Annotated in this window: 17 protein-coding genes; 12 read left to right on the forward strand and 5 right to left on the reverse strand. The window is 63.3% G+C overall.

Features of this window, described 5'->3' with window-relative positions:
* Positions 1–6 precede the first annotated feature (6 nt).
* On the reverse strand, positions 7–438 hold the full coding sequence (locus tag AC1D1B_RS27240; protein ID WP_477336128.1) for a lysozyme inhibitor LprI family protein: 432 nt from the start codon (positions 436–438) through the stop codon (positions 7–9).
* Between the two features lie 242 nt (positions 439–680).
* Between AC1D1B_RS27240 and ykgO the strand changes: the two genes are divergently transcribed.
* The 4 genes from ykgO (at position 681) to AC1D1B_RS27260 (ending at position 3,145) form a co-directional block, all read left to right on the forward strand.
* The gene (ykgO, locus tag AC1D1B_RS27245) at positions 681–806 is read left to right on the forward strand and encodes a type B 50S ribosomal protein L36 (RefSeq protein WP_006327841.1); all 126 of its coding nucleotides are present in this window, start codon (positions 681–683) and stop codon (positions 804–806) included.
* A 113-nt stretch (positions 807–919) separates the two neighbouring features.
* Complete coding sequence (locus tag AC1D1B_RS27250; RefSeq protein ID WP_477336041.1) at positions 920–1,501, forward strand: tetratricopeptide repeat protein; 582 nt, start codon at positions 920–922, stop codon at positions 1,499–1,501.
* Between the two features lie 105 nt (positions 1,502–1,606).
* The gene (locus AC1D1B_RS27255; RefSeq protein WP_477336043.1) at positions 1,607–2,674 is read left to right on the forward strand and encodes an alpha/beta fold hydrolase; all 1,068 of its coding nucleotides are present in this window, start codon (positions 1,607–1,609) and stop codon (positions 2,672–2,674) included.
* A 6-nt stretch (positions 2,675–2,680) separates the two neighbouring features.
* Positions 2,681–3,145 carry a hypothetical protein gene (locus AC1D1B_RS27260; RefSeq protein WP_477336045.1) on the forward strand — a complete coding sequence of 155 codons (465 nt, stop codon included), beginning with the start codon at positions 2,681–2,683 and terminating at the stop codon, positions 3,143–3,145.
* A gap of 8 nt (positions 3,146–3,153) precedes the next feature.
* Here the strand turns inward: AC1D1B_RS27260 and pyk are convergent, their stop codons facing one another.
* Positions 3,154–4,599, reverse strand: a complete 1,446-nt coding sequence (pyk, locus tag AC1D1B_RS27265) for a pyruvate kinase (protein ID WP_477336047.1) — start codon at positions 4,597–4,599, stop codon at positions 3,154–3,156.
* Positions 4,596–5,084, reverse strand: a complete 489-nt coding sequence (locus tag AC1D1B_RS27270; RefSeq protein ID WP_477264980.1) for a DUF1036 domain-containing protein — start codon at positions 5,082–5,084, stop codon at positions 4,596–4,598. The genes pyk and AC1D1B_RS27270 overlap by 4 nt, the downstream gene beginning before the upstream one ends.
* Before the next feature lie 245 nt (positions 5,085–5,329).
* On the opposite strand from AC1D1B_RS27270, the gene AC1D1B_RS27275 reads away from it, so the two are divergent.
* From AC1D1B_RS27275 to AC1D1B_RS27285, 3 genes are all read left to right on the forward strand, one after another.
* Positions 5,330–6,127, forward strand: a complete 798-nt coding sequence (locus AC1D1B_RS27275) for an N-formylglutamate amidohydrolase (protein WP_477336049.1) — start codon at positions 5,330–5,332, stop codon at positions 6,125–6,127.
* A gap of 12 nt (positions 6,128–6,139) precedes the next feature.
* Positions 6,140–6,448 carry a DUF1244 domain-containing protein gene (locus tag AC1D1B_RS27280; protein WP_477336051.1) on the forward strand — a complete coding sequence of 103 codons (309 nt, stop codon included), beginning with the start codon at positions 6,140–6,142 and terminating at the stop codon, positions 6,446–6,448.
* 322 nt (positions 6,449–6,770) lie between these two features.
* Positions 6,771–7,946: an MFS transporter gene (locus tag AC1D1B_RS27285; protein ID WP_477336053.1), complete on the forward strand. Its 1,176-nt coding sequence runs from the start codon at positions 6,771–6,773 to the stop codon at positions 7,944–7,946.
* Here the strand turns inward: AC1D1B_RS27285 and AC1D1B_RS27290 are convergent.
* On the reverse strand, positions 7,910–8,818 hold the full coding sequence (locus tag AC1D1B_RS27290) for a LysR family transcriptional regulator (protein ID WP_477336055.1): 909 nt from the start codon (positions 8,816–8,818) through the stop codon (positions 7,910–7,912). The two genes, AC1D1B_RS27285 and AC1D1B_RS27290, sit on opposite strands and share 37 nt — an antisense overlap.
* A gap of 95 nt (positions 8,819–8,913) precedes the next feature.
* On the opposite strand from AC1D1B_RS27290, the gene AC1D1B_RS27295 reads away from it, so the two are divergent.
* The 5 genes from AC1D1B_RS27295 (at position 8,914) to AC1D1B_RS27315 (ending at position 13,830) form a co-directional block, all read left to right on the forward strand.
* On the forward strand, positions 8,914–9,870 hold the full coding sequence (locus AC1D1B_RS27295) for an SDR family oxidoreductase (protein WP_477336057.1): 957 nt from the start codon (positions 8,914–8,916) through the stop codon (positions 9,868–9,870).
* A 110-nt stretch (positions 9,871–9,980) separates the two neighbouring features.
* Positions 9,981–10,841, forward strand: coding sequence for an FAD binding domain-containing protein (locus AC1D1B_RS27300; RefSeq protein ID WP_477336059.1), 861 nt, complete (start codon positions 9,981–9,983; stop codon positions 10,839–10,841).
* Complete coding sequence (locus AC1D1B_RS27305) at positions 10,841–11,317, forward strand: (2Fe-2S)-binding protein (protein WP_477336061.1); 477 nt, start codon at positions 10,841–10,843, stop codon at positions 11,315–11,317. Before AC1D1B_RS27300 ends, AC1D1B_RS27305 begins: the two co-directional genes overlap by 1 nt.
* 3 nt (positions 11,318–11,320) lie before the next feature.
* Positions 11,321–13,585, forward strand: a complete 2,265-nt coding sequence (locus AC1D1B_RS27310; protein WP_477336063.1) for a xanthine dehydrogenase family protein molybdopterin-binding subunit — start codon at positions 11,321–11,323, stop codon at positions 13,583–13,585.
* Positions 13,585–13,830 carry a MoaD/ThiS family protein gene (locus AC1D1B_RS27315; RefSeq protein WP_477311131.1) on the forward strand — a complete coding sequence of 82 codons (246 nt, stop codon included), beginning with the start codon at positions 13,585–13,587 and terminating at the stop codon, positions 13,828–13,830. The genes AC1D1B_RS27310 and AC1D1B_RS27315 overlap by 1 nt, the downstream gene beginning before the upstream one ends.
* Before the next feature lie 114 nt (positions 13,831–13,944).
* On the opposite strand, the gene AC1D1B_RS27320 is transcribed toward AC1D1B_RS27315, so the two are convergent.
* Positions 13,945–15,717 (reverse strand): adenylate/guanylate cyclase domain-containing protein, encoded by a 1,773-nt coding sequence (locus AC1D1B_RS27320; RefSeq protein ID WP_477336065.1) that lies wholly within the window; start codon positions 15,715–15,717, stop codon positions 13,945–13,947.
* Positions 15,718–15,741: the final 24 nt, after the last annotated feature.

Consider the following 15,741-nt stretch of genomic DNA (forward strand, 5'->3'; position numbering starts at 1 on the left):
ACTCTTCTATTGCAGCTCGTCGTTCAGATCCCCGTCCTCGTCGGGGCTGGCGCAGCTCGTATCGCCTTCCTGGCAGTTGGCGCCCGAGGTGAGCTGTTTAATGCGCTGTTCCGTCAGTCCGGTCAGGCATTGCGAAACCTCCATCGGATGGATGGAGCCGCCTTCGCTGCCTGTCGTCGTATAGGCGCATTCGGCGTCGCGGAAGACGATCCAGGCGCGCTGCGCGACCTGCAACAACAGCTTCCTGCCTTTGTCGTCGTTGCGGCCGACCAGATCCTTGTAGGCCTGGTTGAGCTTGGCGTCGGCCGCCTGGTAGTCCTCGCCGGCGCAAATATTCATCATCTGCTGGCTGTCGTCGTTGCGGTCGCACTCCTGCGCCTGCGCGGTAGAGGCGGCGGCCAGAACGGCGAGGCACGCGGACAGAAACAACAGGCGCATGGACGTCTCCAAATCAGCTTGCAGGCGCCGCACCATTCCAGCCCGCCTTCGGCTGCGCAATGGCGGGGAGCGGAGATGGCGGATATTTGATGGCCAAAGCCGTTCTCAGCCTCTATCCAGCACGCTTGCGGTTGACACGGGCAAGGCTCCTCGTTTATGAGCCACCGCAAGTTCAAAGGCGCGCTTTCCAGGCGCGCCTTAATAATTCGGCCCGAACAGGGCCCAGACCGACGGGCAAGACCATGAAGATCAAGAATTCGCTCAAGGCGCTGAAGGCGCGTCATCGCGACAACCAGCTGGTTCGCCGCAAGGGCCGCGTCTACATCATCAACAAGACCGCTCCGCGCTACAAGGCGCGCCAGGGCTGAGTTTTCGGCCGGAGGCACGCTGCCTCCGTCCATATGATGTTAATTGCCTGAGATCAGGCACTGTCACGCTAATTTCAGTTTGACGATCCGCCGTCCGGGGTTAGATTCCGGCGATGCGGATTCTTTTTGCATTTTTCGCGACTCTCTTCCTGTTCGGCGTCGCTCCGGCGTGGGCGGACGATCCGCCGGCAAAGCCGCCGGTTGCCGTGACCAAGGAAGCCCGGCTCGACCAGCTGTTTGCCGACCTGAAGCGCGAACGCAACGAAAAGGCGGCCGAGCGCATCGCCGGGCGCATCTGGGGCGAATGGTTCCAGTCCGGCAGCGCCTCGATCGACCTGATGATGCAATGGTCGCAAAAGGCGATGGATGACCAGAAGTTCGACGTCGCCCTCGACTTCCTCGACCAGGTCGTGATCCTGCAGCCAAAATATGCCGAAGGCTGGAACCGGCGCGCCACCGTCCACTACATGATGAAGAATTTCGGGAAGTCGATGTCCGACATCGACCAAACGCTGCAGCTGGAACCGCGCCATTTCGGCGCGCTTTCCGGCCTGGCCCAGATCATGGCCGCCACCGGCCACAAGCAGTCGGCGCTCGAAGCCTGGCAGAAGGTGCTGGCCATCTATCCGATGATGCGCAGCGCTCAGGACCAGGTCGCGACCCTTTCGGAAGAGCTTGCCGGCGAAGGAATTTAGTCTGGGCAGTAGGGAATAGGGCTTAGGCAGTAGGGTGAGTGGTTGAAGGCATGCCTACTGCCTACTGCCTAGAACTATTCCCCCTCCACCCCCGTACCTCTCCCCATGAACCTCATTTACGCCGCCTGTGCCTTCCTCCTCGCGCTCGTCTTTGCCCTTGCCGGTGTCACCCGCGCCGGCGCGTGGCTGATCGAGTGGCGCAACCCGCCGGCCGGCGAATTTGCTGACATCGACGGTGCCCGCATCCACTATGTCCACGTGCCGGCGCCGCAAAATGCCGAGCTGCCAGCGATCGTCTTCATCCACGGCGCCAGCGCCAACCTTAGAGATCAGATGCTGCCGATCAGGCCTTTGCTCGAAGGCCGCGCCGAGATGGTCTTCCTCGACCGGCCGGGCTTCGGCTGGTCGGGGCGCGGCCCCGGCAACAATGAGAGCCCGTCGGCGCAGGCCAACACCATCGCCAAACTGATGGACCGCCTCGGCATTCACAAGGCGGTCATCGTGGGCCATTCCTTCGGTGGCGTGATCACCGCCGCCTTTGGCCGCGAGCACCCCGACAAGACGCTCGGCCTGGTCTTCCTGTCGCCGGTCAGCCACCCCTGGCCGGGCGGCGCTACCGCCTGGTATTACAAGCTGACCGCCACCCCAATCATTGGCTGGCTGTTTTCGGAGACATTGGCCTATCCTGCCGGCACGCTGCAGATGAACAGCGCCACGGCCTGCGTGTTTTCTCCCAACAAGGTGCCGGACTTCTATGTCGGCAACGCCTCGATCCCGCTGGTGCTGCGTCCCGGCGCCTTCCGCGCCAACGCCATCGATGTCGCCGGCCTCTACGACTATGCGCTCAAGGCCGCGCCGCATTACCGCGACATCACGGCGCCGACTATCGTCATCTCAGGCGATCGCGACAAGGTGGTCTATGCCTCGATCCATTCTGTCGGGCTGGTCAGGGACATTCCTGGCGCCGAGTTGATCTGGGTCCACAATCTTGGCCACAAGCCGGACTGGATCGCGCCAGACCTCGTCGTCGGCGCCATCGAAAAGGTTGCCGGCAAGGACGTCGACCTGCAGGCAATAGCGAAAACCGTGGAAGCTCGGATCGCCGGCGATGCCTATAATGAGGGGCAATGCCCCGACATCACGGTGCCCGACGCGGAACTCGCCCCGACCTGATCGCCGATGTATGTCCTGAAGCACGGCATCAAGAAAAACCCGCAGAAACGATGGGCGCTGCCGGACCGCATCTTCTTCGGTCACGGCGCCTGCGCCATTCTCGCCGGCACCTTTCTCGAGCATCCCCCGCTGGAAGGATTTTACGGCGAACGGATCATCCCAGGCGAGGGCTTTTCGGGGAACCATATTTACGTGACGAATGGCGTGGTCGCGTTCGATTACCACGGTTATTCCGCCCGCGAGCGGCTGTTGGAACACCATGGCAGAAGCTGGGCTTCACGCAGCGCCGGATGGCACTGCGCGATCACCAGGGTCGATTTCGATCTGCTCGACACAGTCGAGCTCAACCGGCGAAAGATACTGGGTCCGGACCAGTACCTACACGACCCTGTTCCTCGGGCTCGCCGGTTCCTTCGGCGCATTGATCACGCCGAAGCCGCGGCAAGAGCGCTGCGAACTGTGACGGGTTGAAGCCTCTCTCAACCGACGCTGCGGCTGGCCTGCACGTCCGATCCGACATAGGCGATGCGCAGCATGTTGGTCGAACCCGGCGTCCGCAGCGGCACGCCTGCCGTGATGATGACGCGGTCGCCCGGCTGGCCAAACCCCTCTTCGAAAGCGATACGGCAGGCGCGGTCGACCATGTCGTCGAGATCGCTGGCATCGGGCGAGACGACGCAATGCGTGCCCCACAACAGCGACAGCCGACGCGCCGTGTTGAGGATCGGCGACAGCGCGATGATCGGCACTTGCGGCCGCTCGCGCGCAGCGCGCAGGCCCGTGGTGCCCGACGCCGTATAGGTGATGATGGCCGCCAGTTTCAACGTCTCGGCGATCTCGCGGGCGGCCAGCGAAATGGCGTCGGCGCCGGTCGCTTCGGGTTCGGAACGCTGCGCGTTGATGATGCCGGCATAGGTCGGGTCGGTTTCGACCTTGGTGGCGATGCGGTTCATCATCGCCACCGCCTCGACCGGATAGGCGCCGGCAGCGGATTCCGCCGACAGCATGATGGCGTCGGCGCCTTCGAACACGGCGATCGACACGTCGGAGACTTCGGCGCGGGTCGGCACCGGCGCGGTGATCATCGATTCCAGCATCTGCGTGGCGACCACCACCGGCTTGCCGGCGCGGCGCGCCGCGCGCGTGATCTGCTTCTGGATGCCGGGCACGGCTTCCAGCGGCATTTCGACACCGAGATCGCCGCGGGCGACCATCAGCGCATCGGAGAGTTCGATGATCTCGGCCAGCCGGGCGACGGCCTGCGGCTTTTCGATCTTGGCCATGATCAGCGCGCGGCCGCGCGCGATCTTGCGGGCTTCGGCCAGATCCTCCGGCCGCTGCACGAAGGACAGCGCCACCCAGTCGACGTTGGCCGCCAGCACCGCATCGAGGTCCTTGCGGTCCTTTTCGGTCAGCGCGCCGACCGGCAGGTCGGTGTCGGGCAGGCTGACGCCCTTCTTGTCGGAAATCATGGTGCCGGCGACGACCGTGCAGGTAATCGACTTGCCGTCGCTTTTCACCGCCTTGAGCTCCAGCTTGCCGTCGTCGATCAACAGACGGTGGCCGGCCTCGACCGAGCTCAGGATTTCGGGATGCGGCAGGTAGACCCTGGTCGAATTGCCGGGCTCGGGATTGTTGTCGAGCGTGAAGGTCTGGCCAGCCGTCAGAGCCTCCTTGCCGTTGGCGAACTTGCCGACGCGCAACTTCGGTCCTTGCAAATCGGCCAGGATGCCGATCGGACGGCCAACCTTTTCCTCGACGGCGCGGATGCGGGCGACCAGCGTGCGCATCAGCTCATGGTCGGTGTGGCTCATATTGATGCGGAAGACATCGGCGCCGGCTTCGAACAGCTTCTGCAGCATCTCCTCGGACGAAGAGGCTGGACCGATGGTGGCGAGGATCTTGACCTTGCGGCTACGTCTCATTGACTGTTTGTTCCCGGGGCGGCTGGAGCGCCTCCCGTTGTGGACTCATCGGTCAGCTGGACCATCCAGCTTGCCTGCTCGCCCGTGTCATATTCCTGGAATCCGGCGCGCTGGAAGCCCCGGGCGACGCAATCGGTTACGCCGGCGATCTTGAACTCTTTTTCGGCCACGCACATGTTGATCGGGCCATCCCAGCGCCCGCCACGCTCGGCGTCTTCTGCATAAAGATAGTAAAACCTTGATGACAGCGGCCCTTCGATCAGCGTCTTGCAGCTCGATCCTTCTATGTGCCACCAGCCCTCAGTGATCCAGCCGGCCTTGGCCCGGTAGCCAATGCCGACGCCGACCAGGTTCTGCGTGGCGTTGCAGACGCGGAAATCGGCGCGGGCGGGCGAGGCCGCGACCAGCGCGGTAAGCCCCACCGTCAGGGTCAGGAGCGGCACGGCAAAGGCGGTGCGCGCACGCGGCCTGCCGGCGGAACCCATCCCGAAACCCTTCAACAACGTCATCTGCATCTCTCAACGCCCCTTTTCGGAAAAGTCCGGGCGCATGTCAACGCGCCGTTCTGTCCAATTCCAATCGATTTAGAAAGGCCCCCGACACGCAATCTGCCGCGCGTGACCGGATTTTCGCAGAAACCGTGGCCAAACAACGGCATTGCGCCAGCGTCCTCTTCGTGGAATGACGATACCACCCTCCCCGGAAGCCAGCGAACAGACCTTTTCAGCCAATGACCCGATCCACAGTTTTCGCGCCTTTCGATCTTGTCGAAGGCGACCGCAAGCGCGGCATCGTGCTGATCGCCGACCATGCCCGCCGCGACCTGCCGGAGGAGTATGGCAGCCTCGGCCTGCCGACGGCGGAACTCGAACGTCATATCGCCTACGACATCGGCGTCGAAACGGTGACGCGCGAATTGGCGGCATTGCTCGACGCGCCGGCGGTGATCGCCAATTTTTCGCGCCTGCTGATCGACCCCAATCGCGGCGAGGACGACCCGACGCTGATCCGCCAGCTCTATGACGGCACCGTCGTGCCGGGAAACTACCCGATGGCGGCGGAAGAGCGCGAAAGGCGGCTGGACGGCTTCTACCGCCCCTATCACGACGCTGTTGGCGCCATGATTGCTTCGGTGGCGCAGTCCTCGGGCAAAGCGCCTTTCATCTTCTCCGTGCACTCCTTCACCCCGGTCATGCAAGGCGTTGCGCGGCCGTGGCATGTCGGCATCCTTTGGGACCTCGACGACCGGGTGGCGCGGCCGCTGATCGACATGCTGGCCGAAGATAAAGACCTCGTCGTCGGCGACAACGAACCCTATGACGGCGCGCTGCGCGGCGACACCATGTTCAAGCACGCCATCGTCAACGGTTTTGCCCATGCGCTGATCGAGATCCGCCAGGACCTGATCGCGGACAGCAAGGGCGCGCTGGCCTGGGCCGAACGGCTGGCGCCGATCGTTGACGCCATCGATCGTCGTGCCGATATACATCAGGTGAAGATGTTCGGCTCGCGCACCGGGCCGACGTAGGGACCCAAGAAAATGACCGAACTCAGCGACGAACAGAAACGCGATTTCGAGGCCGCCGCCTTCCGCCGGCTGATAGAGCATCTGCGCGAACGCAGCGATGTCCAGAACATCGACCTGATGAACCTCGCCGGCTTCTGCCGCAACTGCCTGTCGAACTGGTACCGCGAAGCCGCTGAGGCTGAGGGCGTCGACCTCGGCAAGGATCAGTCGCGCGAAATCGTCTACGGCATGTCCTATGCCGAGTGGCAGGCGCTCAACCAGTCCGAAGCTTCGGACGCCAAGAAGGCGGAATTCGAGGCGCGACGGCCGAGGGATCATTGAATTAGCGGCGCGGTTCACAGGATTGACGTCGGCGGGACAGCGCCCCCCTCTGTCCTGCCGGACATCTCCCCCACTTGGGGGGAGATCGGCCGTCACACAGGCTCTAGCCAATCTCCAAAAGTGCAAGAATAAGCGAGGCGCCGAAGCCGCCAATCTCCCCACTTGTGGGGGAGATGTCCGGCAGGACAGAGGGGGGCGCGAAGGATCTCTGCGGAATCGTAGCCCTTCGATGTGGCCCACAAGCTTTCACAGCCAGGCGCTTGACTGAGAATTGAATCGATCTAATTTGCCGCGCAAAGCCATTTTTGACCGGATTCGAACCATGAGCGCGCAAAACGCGATGCAGAGCGTCATTCGCGGGCGATGGGCTGTTGCCGCCATCTTCCTCGCCAACGGCTTCCTGACTGGCAGCTGGGCGCCGCAGATTCCGGTGTTCCTGACCCGGCTCGACATTTCGAAGTTCACACTCGGCCTGCTGATCCTTTTGTTCGGCGTCGGCGCGGTCGCGGCCATGAGTTGGTGCGGCCATTTGATCTCCAGGCATGGCTCGCGCACCGTGCTGCGCTGGTTCGGTCTGTGCGGCAGCCTTGGCCTGCTGGTCGTGGCACTGGCGCCCAACGTTCCGCTGGCGGCGATTGCCATGGTCATCTTCGGCGGATCGATCGGCGGCATGGATGTCGCCATGAACGCCAATGCGGTGGTGGTCGAGCGCCGGCTCTCCCGCGCCATCATGTCGTCGTCGCACGGTTTTTGGAGCCTCGGCGGTTTCGCCGGTGGCGGCTTGGGCGGTTACGCCATCCAGACTTACGGCCACCTCGCCCATGCGGCTGTCGTCACGGTCATCGCCTTTGCCGTCATAGCCGTAGCGGTCGGCTACCTCATCGCCGAGGACAAGCCGCAGGCCGCCGGGCATCACAAATTCACGCTGCCGGCCAACCCGCTGGTCTACCTGGTCGGGCTGATGGCGCTACTGACGATGATTTCCGAAGGCGCCGTGCTCGACTGGGCAGCGCTTTATCTCCGGCAAGAACTGGGCGCCGATCTCGCCATTGCCGGTCTTGCCTACGCCGCCTTCTCCGGTGTCATGGCGGTCATGCGCTTCTTCGGCGACGGCGTGCGCAACCGCTTCGGCGCGGTGGCGACCCTGCGCGGCTCGGCCATCGTCGCCGCTGCCGGCATGCTGGTTGCCGGCCTGTCGCCCTCGCCCTGGATCGCCATCGCGGCCTTCGCTCTTTGCGGCTTCGGAATCGCAAACATGGTGCCGATCATCTTCTCGGCCGGCGGCAACCAGGAAGGCATGTCATCAGGCACCGGCATGAGCGTCGTCACCACCATGGGCTATTCCGGCATATTGGTGGCGCCGTCGGCGATCGGCTTTGTCGCCGAGCATTCGAGCTTCGGGCCGATCTTCGTCGCCATGTCGGGACTGTTGATCGTCGTGCTTTTGATGGCCGGGCTCGCTCACCGCGCCGAATTCGCGCCTGCACCCGCCGAATAACGCTTCAGTTCCTCATAGAGAAAATCCGCGACGCGGCGGATGCGCACGCTGGTGCGCACGTCGCGATGCATCGCCAGCCATACCGGCAGGCTGGGCAATGGCAAGCCGGGCAGCAATTTTTCCAGCAATGGATCGCTGTCGGCCAACGGCTCCTGTCCAAGACCGATGCCGTTTCCCGCCCGCAGCGCCTCCCACAGAACGATCTGGTTGTCGGTCCTGAAGCGGAAGCTGCCGCGGGTGACGGGGATGCCGAACTGGGTAAAGCCGCGGATCATCTCGTCGCTGCGGTCGAAGCCGATCAACGGGAGATCGACCAGGTCGGCGGGCTTGAGCGGACGACCGTGCCTGTCGAGATAGGATTTGGCCGCGCAGCAGCAGAGCGCAATATCGCAGACCTTGCGCGCCATCAGTTCGTTCTGCGCCGGCTTGACCATGCGGATGGCGATATCGGCATCGCGGCGTAGCAGGTTCTCAACCTGGTTCGAGGCGACGATCTCGACCTCGATGCCGGGTTCCTCGACGCCAAGCCGCGCCGTCATCTTCGGCAGCACATACGCCGCCACCACCTCGCTGGCGGCTATGCGCACCGTGCCTTCGATGGCCTCGACCGAACCCAGCGCCAGCAGCGAAAAGGCGCTCGCCTGCTCGCTCACCGCCTTGCCGCGCTCGAACAGCGTGGCGCCGGCTTCCGTCAGCGCATAGCCGCGCCGCCCACGCCGGAACAGCGTGACGCCGAGCGCCTGTTCGAGCTCGCCGATATGACGGCCAAGTGTCGGCTGGCTGGCCAACAGCTTTCGCGCCGCAGCCGACAGACTGCCGGTCTCCGCCACGGTGACGAAGCTCTTGATCAGGTTCCAGTCGATCTCAGTCATTCATTTATGAATATCAGAACGCCAGTCACAGTCAATTTTCATTCGCATGTGGAGGCATCATATTCGGGCTGCAAACACAAACACGGAGAAGAAAAATGACCAAGATCGCAATTCTGGGCGCCAATGGCCGGCTCGGCCGCGTGGTTGGCAAGGCCTTCATCGACGCCGGCTTCGACGTCCGCGCCGTCACCCGCAGCGGCAAGGTGCCGGCCGAACTCAAGGGCGCCACCGCCGTCGCCGGCGATGCGCTCGACCGCGAGGCGCTGATCCGCGCCACGCAAGGCGTCGACATCATTTTCAACGGCCTCAACCCGATCTACACCGACTGGGGCAAATGCCTGCCGATGGCGGAAAACGTCATGGCCGCCTGCTATGCCAATGACGCGCTGCATCTCTTCCCCGGCACCGTCTATAATTACGGCTCGCCGATGCCTCAGGTCGTCACCGAGGACACGCCGTTCCGCCCGACGACCGAGAAGGGCCGCATCCGCTGCGCCATGGAAGCGATGTTTCGCCGCGAGGCCGACGCCGGCCGCGTCCGCACCATCATCCTGCGGGCCGGCGATTTCTTCGGCGGCACCGGGAGCGGGTCGTGGTTCGACCTTGTCGTCGCTGCCAAGATGAACAAGGGCGTCTATACCGCGCCCGGCCCGGCCAACCTCGCGCATGAATGGGCCTACCTGCCGGACTTCGCCGTCGGCTTCGTCGGCCTGGCGCGCAATCTCGACAAGCTCGGCTTCTACGAAGCGCTCAACTTCCCCGGCCACGCCGTCACCGACATGGACATCAAGGCCGCCGCCGAAAAGGCGCTGGGACGTCCGCTGAAACTGACGTTCATGCCTTGGTGGGTGCTGCGCGCCGGTAGCCCGTTCGTGGCGATGTGGCGCGAGATCGTCTCGATGTCCTATCTGCGCTTCGAACCGCACCGGCTCGTGTCCGACCGGCTGGAAGGCATCATCGGCGAAGTCCCGCACACCCCGCTGGACGAGGCCGTAGCCGAGGCGCTGAAGGACATCGGCATCAGCCTCGGCCGTGCAAAAGTCGCGGCCTAAGGCAAACTCCATCCGCCCCTGGCCCAATCGCTGGAAACAAGCAACCGGATGGTCTTTATAAGGTGATTGTTTATAACGGTCGGCGAGATCACCATCACCAAGGGGAGACGATGCGTTACATACGTCCGCTTTCAATCGAAGATGCCGTTGGCCTGCTGGCCGGCGCTTCCGGCACATCAGCCATTCTTGCCGGGGGCAGTGACCTCCTCGTTCGGATGAAAGGCGGTTTTGTCGAGCCCGACCTGATCGTCGACATCAAGGCGATCGAGGGCTTGAGCGAGATCAGGGAGACGGCCGACGGCTTCAGCATTGGGGCCACCGTCCCATGCGCCGTCCTGGGCGAGAGCTCGGTTCTGAAGAAGGCATGGCCCGGCGTCGTCGAGGCAGCGAAGCTGATCGGCTCGAAGCAGGTCCAGGGCCGCTGCACCATAACAGGCAATCTGTGCAACGCCTCGCCGGCCGCCGACAGCGTCCCGGCTTTGGTGGCCGCCGGCGCCAAGGCCGTGGTTGCCGGTCCTTCGGGCAGGCGCACCATTGCCGTGGAGGCCGTGCCGATCGGGCCTGGCAAGACCTCGCTCGCCAAGGGCGAGATCATCGAGGCCATCCTGCTCGACAAGCGCGCGCCGCGTTCGGGCGATGCCTATCTGCGTTTCATTCCGCGCACCGAAATGGACATCGCCGTGGTCAGCGCCGGCGTGAACCTGACACTCGACGAGCATGGCGTCATCACAGCCGCCCGCGTCGCGCTGGGTGCGGCAGCACCGACCGTGCTTCTCGTGGAAGAAGCAGCCGAGGCCCTTATCGGCAGGAAGCTGGATGAAGCAGCGCTTGAGCGGCTTGCCAAGGTCTGCGCTGGGGCCTGCCGCCCTATTGACGACAAGCGGGGCACCATCGAGTTCAGACGAAAAGTTGCGGGCGTGCTGGCCAGGAGAGCCGCGACGACCGCCTATGCACGTGCAGGAGGCAAATGATGGCCGGTGTAGCAGTATCAACGACAATCAACGGCGATCACGTCGAGTACCTTTGCCAGCCTGACGAGACGTTGCTCGACGTTCTGCGCGACCGGCTCGGACTGACCGGCGCCAAGGAAGGCTGCGGCACCGGCGACTGCGGCGCCTGCAGCATCATCCTCGACAACCGGCTGGTCTGCTCGTGCCTGGTGCTTGGCGCGGAAGCGGAAGGGCGGCATATCGAAACCGTCGAGGGTATGGCGCATGGCGATCAATTGCACCCGCTGCAGCAGAAGTTCCTCGAACATGCAGCCCTGCAATGCGGCATCTGCACGCCGGGCTTCCTGATCGCGGCGAAGGACCTTCTGGCCAAGAACCCCGATCCGACCGAAGAGGAAATCCGCTTCGGTCTCGCCGGCAACCTCTGCCGCTGCACCGGTTACGACAAGATCGTGCGCGCCGTCCAGGACGCCGCCAATGTGATGAAGGGAGCGTAAGCCATGAATTTCGATCCGCGTTTTTCAGGCCGCAAATTTTCATCCGTCGGTACGCGCCCCATTCGCCCCGACGGCGTCGACAAGGTGACGGGACGCGCGCGCTACGGCGCCGACTTCAACATGGCGGGACAGCTGGTCGGGCGTGTTCTGAGAAGCCCGCACGCCCATGCCAAGATCAAGAGGATCGACACCTCGAAGGCGGAGAAGCTCCCCGGCGTGAAAGCCGTGATCACTGCCGCCGACCTGCCGGACCTCACCGATGGCGATGCCGGCATGTACGACGTCCTCGACAACTGCATGGCGCGCACCAAGGCGCTCTATGACGGCCACGCCGTGGCCGCGGTGGCGGCCGTCGATGCGCGCACGGCCAGGCAGGCCCTGAAGCTGATCGAGGTCGACTACGAGCTTCTGCCGCATGTCACCGATGTCGACGAGGCGATGAAGCACACCGCCCCCTTGATCAACGACACCATCTTCACCGAGGGCCTCGAGGAAAAGCCGGTAAAGCCTTCCAACGTCACCAAGCGCAGCCAGTTCGGCCATGGCGATGTCCATCAGGGTTTCGGCCACGCCGATTTCATCGTCGAGCGCTCCTTCAAGACCGAGCAGACGCATCAGGGCTATATCGAGCCGCATGCCTGCGTGGCGAGCGTCAGCTCCGACGGCACCGCCGACCTGTGGGTCTGCACGCAAGGGCATTTCGTCTACCGCCAGCACTGCGCGCAACTGCTTGGGCTGGAAGCCTCGAAGCTGCGCGTCACCTCGTCGGAGATCGGCGGCGGCTTCGGCGGCAAGACCCATGTCTGGGCCGAGCCGGTGGCGCTGGCCCTGTCGCGCAAGGCCGGCCGGCCGGTGAAGCTCGTCATGACGCGCGACGAGGTTTTCCGCGCCTCGGGTCCGACAAGTGCTACCTCGATCGACGTGAAGATCGGCGCCCGCAAGGACGGCACCATCACCGCCGCCGAGGCGACGCTGCGCTATTCCAGCGGCCCCTATGCCGGCACCTGGGCCGAGATCGGCGCCATGACGGCGTTTGCCTGCTACAAGCTCGATAACGTCAAGACTGTGGGCTACGAAGTGCTGGTCAACCGGCCGAAGACCGCGGCCTACCGCGCGCCCTCCGCACCAATGGCGGCGTTCGCGGTAGAAAGCGCCGTCGACGAGCTGGCCAAGGAAATCGGCATGGATCCGGTCGAGTTCCGGATCAAAAACGCTGCCCAGGAAGGTACAAGGTCTTCCTACGGCCCGGTCTACGGCCCGATCGGCATCGGCCCGACGCTGGAGGCGGCGAAGACCCATCCGCATATGAAGGCGCCGCTGGGCAAAAACCAGGGCCGCGGCATGGCCTGTGGCTTCTGGTTCAACTTCGGTGGCCAGACCTGCGTGGACCTGAACATAGGCATGGACGGCTCGGTCTCGCTGGCCGTCGGCACGGTGGACGTAGGTGGTTCACGTGCCTCGCTGTCTCTGGTTGCGGCGGAAGAGCTGGGCATCGACTATGCCCAGCTCAAAGCGGTGGTCGCCGACACCTCCAGCCTCGGTTACAACGACATGACCGACGGCAGCCGCGGCACCTTCTCGTCCTCGATGGCGACCATCTCGGCCGCGCGCAACGCGATAAAAATCCTGCGCGACCGCGCCGCGCAGACGTGGGACATCCCCGTCGACGACGTGGTCTGGGAAAACGGCCATGCTATCGCCAAAGGCGAGAAGTACGGCAACCTTGCGGCACTGTCGCTGAAGGAAATCGCGGCTGCTTCCGGCAAGACAGGCGGGCCGATCGCCGGCCACAGCGAACTCGTCGCCGACGGCGCCGGCGTCTCCTTCGCCACTCATATCTGCGACATCGAGGTCGATCCCGAGACCGGCGCCGCGCGCGTCGTGCGCTACACGGTGATCCAGGATGCCGGCAAGGCGGTGCACCCGACCTATGTCGAGGGCCAGTACCAGGGCGGTGCGGCGCAAGGCATCGGCTGGGCGCTCAACGAGGAGTATATCTACGGCAAGGACGGGCGTCTTCAGAATGCCGGCTTCCTCGACTATCGCATCCCGGTCTGCTCGGACCTGCCGATGATCGACACGCAGATCCTCGAAATACCCAACCCCAACCACCCCTATGGTGTGCGCGGCGTCGGCGAAACCTCGATCGTGCCGCCGCTGGCGGCGATCGCCAATGCCGTCTCGAACGCCGCCGGCGTGCGCATGACCCACATCCCGATGTCGCCGCCACGCATCCTGGCGGCGATCGAGGCGGAACGGGGAGGCTGATGGTCGAAGTAACGCTCTGGGGTGCGCTCGGCCAGCTCGCCGGCGGCCAGAGCAAGGTTGAGATCGAGGCCAAGGACATAAGGGAGCTGTTCAGGAAGCTGGCTGAACAGTATCCCGGCATCGAGCCCTGGATTGAGAAGGGCATCGCCGTCGCCATCGACGGCACGATCTATCGCGATACCTGGTCGAAGGAATTGCCAAAGGGGGCAGAGATTTTTCTGCTGCCGAGGCTAGCTGGCGGGTAGGTGGGGTGCCGCCATTGCCTAGCATCAAGGTCTCGAACGTCGTGGATGGGCCGGAAGCAGTAGGTCCGCTTGTGGTGCAGGGAAGAACGATTGCGGACGTCGATGCAGAGGAGCCTAGCCCTTTTCCCCTGCGTCATTCTCAGCAGAACCTAAATTCGGCCGCTCAATCCTTTGCGTCTCAACATTGTAGACGCGAACGTGCCCTTCGAGGCCTTTGAACTGGCGAGTACCGAGGTCAACGATCGGCGTGTTGCCAGGCAAATGGCGTGCCACGGAATCATCTATAAGGATTTGTCCATCTTCAGCGGACGAACACAGCCTCGATGCCAAGTTCACGACATTGCCAATTGCGGTGTAGTCAGCGCGGGCCTCATAGCCAATTCGACCCACCGTTGCCCACCCCATAGCGAGCCCCATGCCGAAGCCAATCTTATAACCACGTTGCCGCCACCCAGATATGAGCTCTTGTGTGGAATCCTGCATGTCGATAGCCATTTTTACGGCATGAAGCGCCGGCCCTTCACGTGGAACCGGGGCGTTGACGAGAATCATCAATCCATCCGCCGAAAAACTGGTCAGCGTTGCTTCATACTTGGTGATGATCGCGCCGAGCGCCTCATAGTACTCACGCAGGACCTGCATGAGGTTCTCAGGCTCAGCGTGCGCTGAAAATGCAGTAAAGCCACGTAAGTCGCTAAAAACAGCGACTATTTCTGCGCGCTGTCCAGCGAGCATTCGCTCGTCACCGGCCTTCTCTACGAGTTCCGCAACCTGTGGTGCAAGGAAGCGCTTCAACCGCGTCAGTCGCTCCGCGCGGTCCCGCGATGTGGCAAGTTCCTGCGCCATTTGGTTGAATCGAGCAGCCAACCGCTCAAGTTCGTCTCCAGTGGAGATGTTGATCCGGTGATCGAACTGTCCAGCACCGATCTTGAGAGCGCCCTCCTCCAACAGGAGGATAGGCCCGCTCATCCGTCTGGCAAGCCAATATGCGAGCACCGCCGCAAGGACTGTGGCGAGGAACAACAACCCGCCGGTCCGCCACAATGAAGCGTATAGAGGTGCAAAAGCCTCAGCCTGCGACTGCTCGACAATTACCGTCCAGCCGGCCGCGGTAACCGGCGCGCCAGCAGTCACAACGCGTTCATTCTCGGCGTTGCGGCTTGCAATCGCAGTGCCGCCTGCGGCAGCGATCGCATCCTGCAATTTGCGCAGGGCCAACGCTGCTTTCTCGTCGGCGCCCTGCATCACTTTGCTGATCGCGGGGTGAGCGATCAGGCGGCCGGCCTGGTCGATGACAAATCCGTGGCCGCTGCGGCCCACGCGGATTTCGGAAACGATGAGCCAGATAGGCTTCAGACTGATTTCGGCGATGACCGAGTTGGCGACGACTAAATTGTCGTAACTGGCCATCGCCATGGTTATGGAGGGTTCGGAACCCGGGCGATAAATGACTGGGCCGTACCAGACCTTCGCCGTCCTGACGCCCACGACAGCGGGATCGCCTGAACGATCCGCCCCGCTTTCTGTCCTGTTTTTGCCAGTGCGAGAGATGTGCAGCCGCTCCGCGCCAGTACCGTCGACAATACTGATGCTGAGGATTCCCGGGGCCTGGTGCATCGCTCGTAGGGCAAGAAGCCGGAGCTGTTTCACGCTGGCCATATTCGACCCTTCCGGGGGGATCGTCGAGCCGAGCGCAAGCTGGATGCTGTCAAGAAAGCTCTCAATTTTGTCGGCCGCCGATGTTGCCTTGGACTGCAGCAGGGCACTGAGGATCGCATGCTGGTCGACATAGCTGAACCAAGTGTTGCTGATGCCACCGGCGGCCATCGGAAAAATGGCCGCCGCGAACAAGACTAAGAAATACTTCTGAAATAGCGATCGACGCATGCATGCGGCTTTGAGATTGGAGGA

The organism is Mesorhizobium sp. P2_C5_2, from assembly GCF_056404535.1.

Bases quoted from the DNA above. Each gene is read 5' to 3' on its own strand.
- AC1D1B_RS27240 (WP_477336128.1), bottom strand. From the start codon at position 438: ATGCGCCTGTTGTTTCTGTCCGCGTGCCTCGCCGTTCTGGCCGCCGCC.
- ykgO (WP_006327841.1), top strand. From the start codon at position 681: ATGAAGATCAAGAATTCGCTCAAGGCGCTGAAGGCGCGTCATCGCGAC.
- AC1D1B_RS27250 (WP_477336041.1), top strand. From the start codon at position 920: ATGCGGATTCTTTTTGCATTTTTCGCGACTCTCTTCCTGTTCGGCGTC.
- AC1D1B_RS27255 (WP_477336043.1), top strand. From the start codon at position 1,607: ATGAACCTCATTTACGCCGCCTGTGCCTTCCTCCTCGCGCTCGTCTTT.
- AC1D1B_RS27260 (WP_477336045.1), top strand. From the start codon at position 2,681: ATGTATGTCCTGAAGCACGGCATCAAGAAAAACCCGCAGAAACGATGG.
- pyk (WP_477336047.1), bottom strand. From the start codon at position 4,599: ATGAGACGTAGCCGCAAGGTCAAGATCCTCGCCACCATCGGTCCAGCC.
- AC1D1B_RS27270 (WP_477264980.1), bottom strand. From the start codon at position 5,084: ATGGGTTCCGCCGGCAGGCCGCGTGCGCGCACCGCCTTTGCCGTGCCG.
- AC1D1B_RS27275 (WP_477336049.1), top strand. From the start codon at position 5,330: ATGACCCGATCCACAGTTTTCGCGCCTTTCGATCTTGTCGAAGGCGAC.
- AC1D1B_RS27280 (WP_477336051.1), top strand. From the start codon at position 6,140: ATGACCGAACTCAGCGACGAACAGAAACGCGATTTCGAGGCCGCCGCC.
- AC1D1B_RS27285 (WP_477336053.1), top strand. From the start codon at position 6,771: ATGAGCGCGCAAAACGCGATGCAGAGCGTCATTCGCGGGCGATGGGCT.
- AC1D1B_RS27290 (WP_477336055.1), bottom strand. From the start codon at position 8,818: ATGACTGAGATCGACTGGAACCTGATCAAGAGCTTCGTCACCGTGGCG.
- AC1D1B_RS27295 (WP_477336057.1), top strand. From the start codon at position 8,914: ATGACCAAGATCGCAATTCTGGGCGCCAATGGCCGGCTCGGCCGCGTG.
- AC1D1B_RS27300 (WP_477336059.1), top strand. From the start codon at position 9,981: ATGCGTTACATACGTCCGCTTTCAATCGAAGATGCCGTTGGCCTGCTG.
- AC1D1B_RS27305 (WP_477336061.1), top strand. From the start codon at position 10,841: ATGGCCGGTGTAGCAGTATCAACGACAATCAACGGCGATCACGTCGAG.
- AC1D1B_RS27310 (WP_477336063.1), top strand. From the start codon at position 11,321: ATGAATTTCGATCCGCGTTTTTCAGGCCGCAAATTTTCATCCGTCGGT.
- AC1D1B_RS27315 (WP_477311131.1), top strand. From the start codon at position 13,585: ATGGTCGAAGTAACGCTCTGGGGTGCGCTCGGCCAGCTCGCCGGCGGC.
- AC1D1B_RS27320 (WP_477336065.1), bottom strand. From the start codon at position 15,717: ATGCGTCGATCGCTATTTCAGAAGTATTTCTTAGTCTTGTTCGCGGCG.